We start from the raw sequence: 8,210 nt of genomic DNA, 5'->3' as shown, positions 1-8,210 counted from the left end.
TACAGCTCAGCTAAGGTAAGGCTAATACAGCTAAGGACTCCACTGAACCCCACCGATTAAATCGCACCTTCCTTAATATGAGCAAATCTAACGTGTGTAAATGCTGGAACAAGCTAGTAAATAAAGGCATTTTGGTCAAAGAAGGGAAGCATACCATGATAAACGCAAATCTCTTTCTGAAAGGCCAGTACAGAACATTAAATGCCACAAGGAAAGAATATGTTAAGAAGTCGCTGAGAACGACCAGTGAAGGTATAAAAGACGTATTCGTCACCGTTTATAAAGATACGGTACTTACAAACAACGCAGAAAAACCCATCGATAAAGAAGATGATAAACCTTTACTTTCTACTCCCGACGAAGATATTGACTGGGACTCTGTTTCAGAAGATGACATTTTTGTTGATTATCCTGAAGATGTTGATCAAAAAGAAAGAATATAGTTTTCATCTGAATATTATCATTCTTAATTCCCGGTTATATTTGACACTTACACTATATCTCGTAATATAAATATATCCACTGTTTTATTTACGAGGTGTATATGAGGAAAGTAAAATTAGGCAATGATGATTTAATTCAGTATCTGAACACCATCAAAGCATTAAAAAAATATCCAACGATGTCTGAATACAGAGATGAATATCGCAGATTAAGAACCAATGGCTCCCCCTTGATTGAAGCAAAAGAATTTAAATCTGCGCACACTAATCTCCTTAGATTAGACCGAAAGAAAAAATCACTGCTTGAAAAATTTATTGAAGAACTTAATCCTATTAGCCATGCATCGGCTCTTGCATCCAAGAGCCTTGAGAAGGTTCAGGAATCCATGCTCTACAGAAAAACTTTATTAGAAAAAACACCTGATGAACTCTTCGCTCTCGTCATAAAGCAGCGCACAGAAGCGGCTCTTGAGTTCCAGCGTTCTGTTGAGCAAAGTCTTGAGCAACTTTCAGATATATCTTCTGATTTTAATGCATCAGCAACAAAGCGCCGAAAATTTTCTATCTAGAATAAAACTACCATACTGGCAGTATATTACCAATATGGTGGTTTTATTTTATAACTCATGTGGTGATACACGATCACGCTCCATTTTCTTAAGCAACTGTTGTAATCTTTCTGCCCTTAGCTTTTGAGCCTTCTTCTCACCAATCTCCTGATAGTATTCTTCCCGACGCTCCGCAACAACTTTACGGAACTTCTTCAAAAAACGTTCCAGTGTTTTCATATCTGTTGCCGCAGCTTCGGCTTTGATTTTTTTATACATATACAACACATGAAATTCATCAATCATTTTTGGCTCCTGTTTTTATTTACTGCTTTTTAGTTAGCCCCTTGCGGGGCAACTTTTAGAATTCATTTCCTGAATCGTTCTGAATGGCACACCAACACAACAGCAATCTGCTCGAAGTCAACTTCATTAATACTCCCATTATCACCTTCTTGGGTTGTAAATCTTTCAAAGTTATTCTGAATATGGTCAATGATGTTCATAATAAATGGACTCATGAAATCAGGATCATCAAGATAGTCATTAGCGTCTCCATCTCCATTCACTTCCTGAAAAAGCTTCCAGCTTGCCTCCAATGATCTTATAGCAAGATCAAGGAACAGCTGTGTAGACTTATTTGTTACTACAGTTTCTTTAGACATAATCAATCCTCATTTTTACATGTTTGTTTGACTTATTTAGTCCCGGAATAGGAATAAACAGATAACTACTTTTTATAAACCAGATTAATGTTCACTGATCCGTATCTTAAATCCATCTCACTGACCAGTTCGTTATTAACATAACTGTTCAACGCATCTGTCAGGTTTTCATCATCCATTACTTCCTCGGCTGAATACCCGCATAGCGCAATGAACGTACTGACGCTTGCTTGGATGGTGCAGAGTATTTCAGGTGTTTGCTCACATAGCAAACTTAATGATATTGCAATATTATCATTCATTTAAATGTTCCTTTATTGAGTTGATTATTAGCCCCTTGCGGGGCCATATACTGACCACATGACCATTAGTTTGAGTTAAAAATAACGTTGTGCATATGTCTCAGATTCACTTTGACCTCATCGAATAAAACATCTCTGAGAGAGCCTGAGCTTTTACACTTCTTAAGAAACTTATTAAATCCTTCCTTACTGTTTTCTATTACCTTGTCAAAAACATCATCCATATATATTCTGTCTTCAACCATTTTAACAAATCTATCGCCCATGTATTCCTGCATATTACTGATATAAAGCTCATAGCAATAAAATGACTTCACAAGGAATAATCTGGTAGATTCATTGTAAACTTTGATTTCGTGGACTTCTGTTATTGCTTTACTCATTTTTATTTCCTTCTTTATTTTTAAGTGAACGTCCCCCTACAGAAATCTGTATGATTTTGGTAAGGGATATTATTTACAACAGTTTTATTTTCTTATGTTTACATAAAACCTCCTTAGATCATTATATGGATAATATTTGTTAAACTGCTTGTTTTCGTGATGCCTGAATAGCTCGTTCAATCCACGCATCCACCTCACTTTCAATAAAGGCGATTGCTCTTACACCTGTTTTTATCTGTGCGGGAAAGCAACCCGCTTTAATAAGCTCATATATCCATGTTTTCCCGAATCCAGTTCTGTTCATTACCTCAGGTAAACGAATAAGCTTGGGATGTTTATCTGTTTTGATTTGAACCATATTTATCTCCTGTGTTGTTCGATGAGATAATTGTATGGGTTTTTCTTGTGATTTAAGAGGGACGTTCGAGAAGAAGTTTTTTACGCAGATTTTTGGGAGGATAAAAATAGGGTATGTTCAGGTTGAGTGAATGTAGGCGATATCCGCATTGCGCAACACACCGCCTCCGGGAATGTCAGTCCTCACCGAGTTCGTCAGTGATGAGATCCTGAACCTTCCAGTGTCTTCTGTCGTCGTATCTGTATGTAAAATCGACAAAAGACCGATAGTGAGCAAGCTTTGTCAGATATTTTACTGCCAGCGGATGGTCTGTAGACTTCATTTTCTCAACATCACGAATACCGTCTTTAAACTCGTCCGGGTAGATAAAACTGGTAAGCTGCGGCATACCAATCCTGACCTCTTCATCCTGCGCCCAGAACAGCAAATCCATGATGGGAATGATGTTGTAATCGAGTATTCTCTTGAGGTTGCTGACCCCAAAGCGAAAATCTCTGGCTGGAGGCTCAGGAGCCTGTAGTTGTTCTTTCCACTCAGGCACCATCACTTTCAGGTGATTGATGATTTCTTCGGATGACGTTTCCGCCAGATTAATTTGAACAAGCATCAACCCTTCGTTATTTACCCCGGCTTCCTTCAGATAATGCGAGACTTCCATATGAGGTAGGGGTTTTCCTTCCGGGTTAACGTATTTATCGAAAGCAGCCACATAACCCGCCACCTCCCATAGCCCCTGATGTGTGACAGGCTTGATGGCATAGCTGGAAGACAGTCTTTTTTCAGGCCCCCCGAAAACATCACCAAACACGACCTTGCCTTCAATCAGTTCTTCGTAATAGTTCTGATGCCTGCGACGGCTTTCAGGAGGCAACTCCCCACTGTTTTGCCCCATGCGGTAAGCGACAATCCTGTTTTCTATCTCTTGGAAAAGCTGTTCCACTGTCAAATTTTGCAGGACGCTGTAGTTTTCAATGTTGAACCACTCATTAACAGCGCTGGCGATCTCCGCTTTGGTCATGAGGTATCTATCCTTCTGGCTTTACTTATCGCTTTGATATGTTATGAGTAAACATATCGGATTTGATGGCGGTAATCTATTGAATGGAGCAGGGAAAAGCATCGGAACAATCAGTCCAGACATGAAGATCGTTCAGTGAAGTTCAGTAAAGCGTGTTGTCATAACTAATTGAATATAATTGACATTTTTACGATACAAGATTAAAAATGTTGGTAAATATGATGGTAAAAAATAATACCATTACTTCAATTCCACTAATAACAGGAGATACAGATGAAGTTCGAGTCCAGTCAGAGGAGCCAATTTCCTGTTTCCATGCCTCTTTGCGAATCCTTATGTGATTTAGATTCAATAAGTTAGCGTGAAAAATCTTCCCGATGCATTTTTAGTTTTCCCTCTGCATCGGGAGAATTTGGTGGTCAGATTTGGGGTCAAGTTGGTTCGATGACGGAGTGACCCCCAAATGTCTCTTAACGACACAAAAATCCGCAGCTTAAAACCATCCGCTAAACCTTTCAAAGTTTCCGATTCTCATGGCCTGTACCTTTTAGTCAATCCAGGCGGTTCACGTCTCTGGTATCTGAAATATCGAGTCAATGGTAAAGAATCCCGCCTCGGCCTAGGTGCCTATCCCGATGTTTCTCTGGCTTACGCTCGTCAGCAACGTGATGGCATACGCAAGCTGCTGACGCAGAATATCAATCCATCACAGCAACGTATCGCAGAGAAAGCTGCCCGCTCTCCGGAAAAAACATTTAAGCACGTTGCATTGAGCTGGCATAAAAGCAACAGAACATGGTCAGAGAACCACGCCTCCCGTCTTCTTGCCAGCATGAACAATCATATATTTCCTGTGATTGGACACTTGCCAGTAGCTGAACTGAAACCTCGTCACTTTATCGATCTGCTGAAAGGCATTGAGCAAAAAGGTCTGCTGGAAGTCGCAGCACGTACTCGGCAACATATGTACAACATCATGCGGCATGCCGTGCATCAGGGGATGATTGAGAGCAATCCGGCGTCGAATCTCGAAGGTATCATCGCAGCACCGGTTAAACGACACTATCCCGCCCTTCCCCTTGAACGACTACCCGAACTGTTGAGCCGAATTGATGGTTATCATCAGGGACGGGAATTAACCCGGCTGGCTGTTTCTCTCACCCTACATGTCTTTATTCGCTCCAGTGAACTGCGGTTTGCCCGCTGGACGGAAATAAGTTTCAGAAACAAAATCTGGACTATCCCCGCCACACGAGAGCCGATCCCCGGAGTTCGCTATTCCGACAGGGGGACGAAAATGCGTACGCCACATATTGTGCCGCTGTCACATCAGAGCATCGACATACTGAAGCAGATAAGAGAAATCTCCGGTGATCAGGAGTTGCTGTTCCCCAGCATCCGGAATCCATCCAGACCAATGAGTGAAAATACGGTTAATAAGGCGCTGCGGCTGATGGAATATAATACTAAAGAGGATGTATGCGGCCACGGGTTTCGGGCAATGGCCTGTAGTGCCCTGGTTGAATCAGGTCTCTGGTCACTGGATGCGGTTGAGCGTCAGATGAGCCATCAGGAGCGCAATAGCGTTCGGGCAGCATACATCCACAAGGCGGAGCATCTTGAAGCCCGCAAGGCGATGATGCAGTGGTGGTCAGATTATCTGGACAGATGCAGAGAGGAATTCGTGCCATCCTATATTTTGGGCCATCAGCAGTCCAAAGTCTGAACTTCGGTATATACCGATTGATAAGCTTGAAAAAGGGCTCAGCTAATGGGCCCCGTATAAGACTAAATACTTCGCATATAGAGTTAAAATACCAACAACTTGATCCAGAGTTTGGTATTTAGTAACACAATGGAGCAGAATTTTAAGGTAAGGCGCATTGGCCGTGGAGGTTGTCGGAGCGGGCACCTTGTGTGCACGTAACTGACGTCCCCGGCGAGGCACTTCACCATAACGGCGCAGCAGCCTATAAAAAGTTGATTCGTTCGCCAGATTAATGCCTCTATCTGCCAACCGTGGCACGATTTGTGATCGCTACAAACTCGCGCATTCCGAGCGGTGGCAGATTTCCCTCATCTCCTGTTCTTCCCCGGTGCTGAGGCGATTCGCCGGAATGGGTGTTATCGCCCCCGGACGTCAATCCTCCGGCATTTTTTCCACCGCCGCCAGGTATGCAGTCTGATGTTCACTTCCCGACAGGCAACGGCAGAAACGTCCGTGTTCCATAGAGGCAGCAGTTTTGCCAGCACGCTGTCTTTTCGTTCAGGAGAAAACGTTTCATCCGTCACCCCATCACCATCATGTTTCTTCTGCAGTACAACTATGCTGGCACTCACGGTTCCTACCCGCTCATTGTTTTCGAGAAGAGTAACTACCACATCAACTGCTGTTGCAAAACTTGGAGTATGGTAATAGTGTCAAAAGCATAAAAAACTTATCTATGGATGAATAGCCTTATGATTCCAAAAAAAAAGATCCCATCTTTAAGCTCATTACGCACTTTTGATATTGTTGCGTCTCACCGCAGTTTCAAAGCCGCCGCAGAAGAATTAGGTGTCACACCCACAGCTGTAAGTCATCAAATACGTCAATTAGAAGAAGCTCTAGGGACCGATGTACTCAAACGCTCACCACGCGAAGTGAACCTCACCGCCGCTGGTATAAAACTTAAGGAGGCCACCACAAGCGCCTTTGACTTACTGATGAATGCTATTGCAAGTGTTCAGCAGACCAAACAAAGTAGCAGTGTATCTCTTACTTCAACTGCAAACTTTGTTTCTAACTGGCTGTTACCGCGTTTAAAAAACTTACAGCTTTCCTGCCCTGATATTGATTTAAAATTACATGCGAGTGACCATATTCTTGACCTGCGTAAAGATGAAATCGATATCGCCATTCGCTATACCTTGAAAATTGATGAATCGCTCAATTACCGTTTTCTTTATTCGGATCAGTTCGCACTAGTCTGTTCCCCAGCATTACCCTTAACTTCTCTTGACTCCCTGAAGGATTTACCGCTGATTCATGTTGATGGACGTATAGTACCTAGTGCAATACCCGACTGGGAGGCCTGGCGAGATAGCTGGGGGCCAAAAGATTTGACGATTAAAACAGGGATTCATTTTAGCGAAGAAACCCACGCAATTCAGGCTGCTATTAACGGTCAAGGTGTTGCTATTGTCAGCCAGTTAATGGCAAAGAATGCTCTGCAAAAGGGGCTATTGTATGAGCCTTTTAAATTTCGCCTACCGGGAGGAATCTTTTATTTTGTTACAACAAAAGATAAAGCTGAGAGGAATGAAATTCAGAATATTTACCACTGGTTTGAGGCACAATTAAACATCGACTAATCCCTTTTTAAGGGCTAAGAAGTAACCACCTTAGCCCTCCCATCATTTTTCCAACATAACAAACTTAAAAAAATTGAATTTCTTATAAGTATATACATTTAACAGAAATCGAAAAAGAAAACTCACCGTACCGTGAAAAAAGCTCATCATTACCCTCATGAAAAGCAAAATAAAAACAAAAATAAAATTCATCTTTAAAATGAGATTTTTTATCGGAGCTTCCATTAGAAAACATAAACAAAAGAACAACTACACTCCAACCAGCTGATTTAAATGATATTAGCCATCAGGAATGGTCACATCAATATAACCCCAGCGACGTTGAATAAATATATTCAATAAAAATATATAAGATTCACTTGACGATAAAGTCTTCCCACTGAATATTAATCATCAACAAACCGAAATATTTATAAATAGAATTAACTCCACTGAGTTCCTGTATGGGAGGAGATGCGATGTCTAAATATGACACCAACAATTTTATAGGCAGCCAGACTTCGTTAAATGAATTCGCCAGAAGCATTCTTTTATCACTTAACACTTCAGAACCACAAAAAGAAATTATTCACCTAGATGGTAAATGGTTTAGTGCTGAGCAGTATCTTGACATGATTAATAGAATTCGGACCCATTTAATTTCTTATTCTATTGATCCGAAATCGGTACTGGCAATCGTTGGTAAAAAAAATATCGATAACTTGGCATTAAAAGTGGCAGCCTGGAGTCTTAATTATTCTTTGCTGATACTTCCGGTCCGAGCTTCAACTGAATTTCAGAATCACTTACTGAGTTCATCTGATGCTTTCCTAATTGAAATCGACTCGGAGCAAAATTTATATATAAAGCGGTCAGGTTCCACACACTCAGATAGCGAGGATACTGGCCTTTTATTGCCTACCTCAGGAACCACAGGCGTTCCGAAACTAGTTAAAATCACATTTAAGGGCATGATGAATTTTGCTAATTGGGCACGAACTATACTTCCAACAGGCACATCTTGCAGAGTCCTAAGTTATGCCCCGCTTAATTTTGACCTCAGCTTATTGGAAATATGGTCTCCCGCGAATTCAGATAATAAGTGCAACGCTCGGACATGATTGTGGAGAGTGTAGGAGGAAGGGTTAACTACCGATAAG

Annotated in this window: 10 protein-coding genes and 1 pseudogene; 5 read left to right on the top strand and 6 right to left on the bottom strand. The window is 41.4% G+C overall.

Annotated features, from left to right (window positions below; translation table 11 throughout):
- Nucleotides 1–71 precede the first annotated feature (71 nt).
- Nucleotides 72–443: pseudogene (locus ACSZPU_RS20835) on the top strand (MarR family transcriptional regulator); the annotation flags it as partial.
- A 101-nt stretch (nucleotides 444–544) separates the two neighbouring features.
- Nucleotides 545–1,012, top strand: a complete 468-nt coding sequence (locus ACSZPU_RS20830; RefSeq protein WP_186385795.1) for a DUF4756 family protein — start codon at nucleotides 545–547, stop codon at nucleotides 1,010–1,012.
- Between the two features lie 48 nt (nucleotides 1,013–1,060).
- On the opposite strand, the gene ACSZPU_RS20825 is transcribed toward ACSZPU_RS20830, so the two are convergent.
- The 6 genes from ACSZPU_RS20825 to ACSZPU_RS20800 all read right to left on the bottom strand — a co-directional run bounded on the left by ACSZPU_RS20825 (nucleotide 1,061) and on the right by ACSZPU_RS20800 (nucleotide 3,717).
- Nucleotides 1,061–1,297: an H-NS family histone-like protein gene (locus ACSZPU_RS20825; RefSeq protein ID WP_186385794.1), complete on the bottom strand. Its 237-nt coding sequence runs from the start codon at nucleotides 1,295–1,297 to the stop codon at nucleotides 1,061–1,063.
- 62 nt (nucleotides 1,298–1,359) lie between these two features.
- Nucleotides 1,360–1,656 (bottom strand): hypothetical protein, encoded by a 297-nt coding sequence (locus ACSZPU_RS20820; RefSeq protein WP_499002764.1) that lies wholly within the window; start codon nucleotides 1,654–1,656, stop codon nucleotides 1,360–1,362.
- A 65-nt stretch (nucleotides 1,657–1,721) separates the two neighbouring features.
- The gene (locus ACSZPU_RS20815; protein WP_186385792.1) at nucleotides 1,722–1,958 is read right to left on the bottom strand and encodes a hypothetical protein; all 237 of its coding nucleotides are present in this window, start codon (nucleotides 1,956–1,958) and stop codon (nucleotides 1,722–1,724) included.
- A 65-nt stretch (nucleotides 1,959–2,023) separates the two neighbouring features.
- Entirely contained in the window at nucleotides 2,024–2,341 is a 318-nt protein-coding gene (locus tag ACSZPU_RS20810) for a hypothetical protein (protein WP_043015942.1), read from the bottom strand.
- Between the two features lie 139 nt (nucleotides 2,342–2,480).
- Nucleotides 2,481–2,699, bottom strand: a complete 219-nt coding sequence (locus tag ACSZPU_RS20805; RefSeq protein ID WP_038424695.1) for a helix-turn-helix transcriptional regulator — start codon at nucleotides 2,697–2,699, stop codon at nucleotides 2,481–2,483.
- A 175-nt stretch (nucleotides 2,700–2,874) separates the two neighbouring features.
- Nucleotides 2,875–3,717, bottom strand: a complete 843-nt coding sequence (locus ACSZPU_RS20800; RefSeq protein WP_038424696.1) for a DUF6387 family protein — start codon at nucleotides 3,715–3,717, stop codon at nucleotides 2,875–2,877.
- Nucleotides 3,718–4,180: 463 nt separating this feature from the next.
- Here ACSZPU_RS20800 and ACSZPU_RS20795 point away from each other — a divergent pair, with 463 nt between their 5' ends.
- The 3 genes from ACSZPU_RS20795 (at nucleotide 4,181) to ACSZPU_RS20785 (ending at nucleotide 8,171) form a co-directional block, all read left to right on the top strand.
- Nucleotides 4,181–5,443, top strand: a complete 1,263-nt coding sequence (locus ACSZPU_RS20795; protein WP_059009633.1) for a tyrosine-type recombinase/integrase — start codon at nucleotides 4,181–4,183, stop codon at nucleotides 5,441–5,443.
- Nucleotides 5,444–6,177: 734 nt separating this feature from the next.
- A complete protein-coding gene (locus ACSZPU_RS20790) occupies nucleotides 6,178–7,071 on the top strand; it encodes a LysR substrate-binding domain-containing protein (protein ID WP_499002758.1) in 894 nt (297 codons plus the stop codon).
- Between the two features lie 458 nt (nucleotides 7,072–7,529).
- Complete coding sequence (locus tag ACSZPU_RS20785) at nucleotides 7,530–8,171, top strand: AMP-binding protein (RefSeq protein ID WP_499002754.1); 642 nt, start codon at nucleotides 7,530–7,532, stop codon at nucleotides 8,169–8,171.
- Nucleotides 8,172–8,210 lie beyond the last annotated feature (39 nt).

Origin of the sequence: Phytobacter sp. V69 (assembly GCF_965644215.1) — a bacterium.
Taxonomy (GTDB): Bacteria; Pseudomonadota; Gammaproteobacteria; order Enterobacterales; family Enterobacteriaceae; genus Phytobacter.
Note: the sequence above shows the minus strand (reverse complement) of the source record. Positions and strands in the feature narration are given on the sequence as shown.

What these genes read in the sequence shown, in the direction of transcription:
- ACSZPU_RS20830 (WP_186385795.1), top strand. Translation starts at nt 545, where the DNA reads ATGAGGAAAGTAAAATTAGGCAATGATGATTTAATTCAGTATCTGAAC.
- ACSZPU_RS20825 (WP_186385794.1), bottom strand. Translation starts at nt 1,297, where the DNA reads ATGATTGATGAATTTCATGTGTTGTATATGTATAAAAAAATCAAAGCC.
- ACSZPU_RS20820 (WP_499002764.1), bottom strand. Translation starts at nt 1,656, where the DNA reads ATGTCTAAAGAAACTGTAGTAACAAATAAGTCTACACAGCTGTTCCTT.
- ACSZPU_RS20815 (WP_186385792.1), bottom strand. Translation starts at nt 1,958, where the DNA reads ATGAATGATAATATTGCAATATCATTAAGTTTGCTATGTGAGCAAACA.
- ACSZPU_RS20810 (WP_043015942.1), bottom strand. Translation starts at nt 2,341, where the DNA reads ATGAGTAAAGCAATAACAGAAGTCCACGAAATCAAAGTTTACAATGAA.
- ACSZPU_RS20805 (WP_038424695.1), bottom strand. Translation starts at nt 2,699, where the DNA reads ATGGTTCAAATCAAAACAGATAAACATCCCAAGCTTATTCGTTTACCT.
- ACSZPU_RS20800 (WP_038424696.1), bottom strand. Translation starts at nt 3,717, where the DNA reads ATGACCAAAGCGGAGATCGCCAGCGCTGTTAATGAGTGGTTCAACATT.
- ACSZPU_RS20795 (WP_059009633.1), top strand. Translation starts at nt 4,181, where the DNA reads ATGTCTCTTAACGACACAAAAATCCGCAGCTTAAAACCATCCGCTAAA.
- ACSZPU_RS20790 (WP_499002758.1), top strand. Translation starts at nt 6,178, where the DNA reads ATGATTCCAAAAAAAAAGATCCCATCTTTAAGCTCATTACGCACTTTT.
- ACSZPU_RS20785 (WP_499002754.1), top strand. Translation starts at nt 7,530, where the DNA reads ATGTCTAAATATGACACCAACAATTTTATAGGCAGCCAGACTTCGTTA.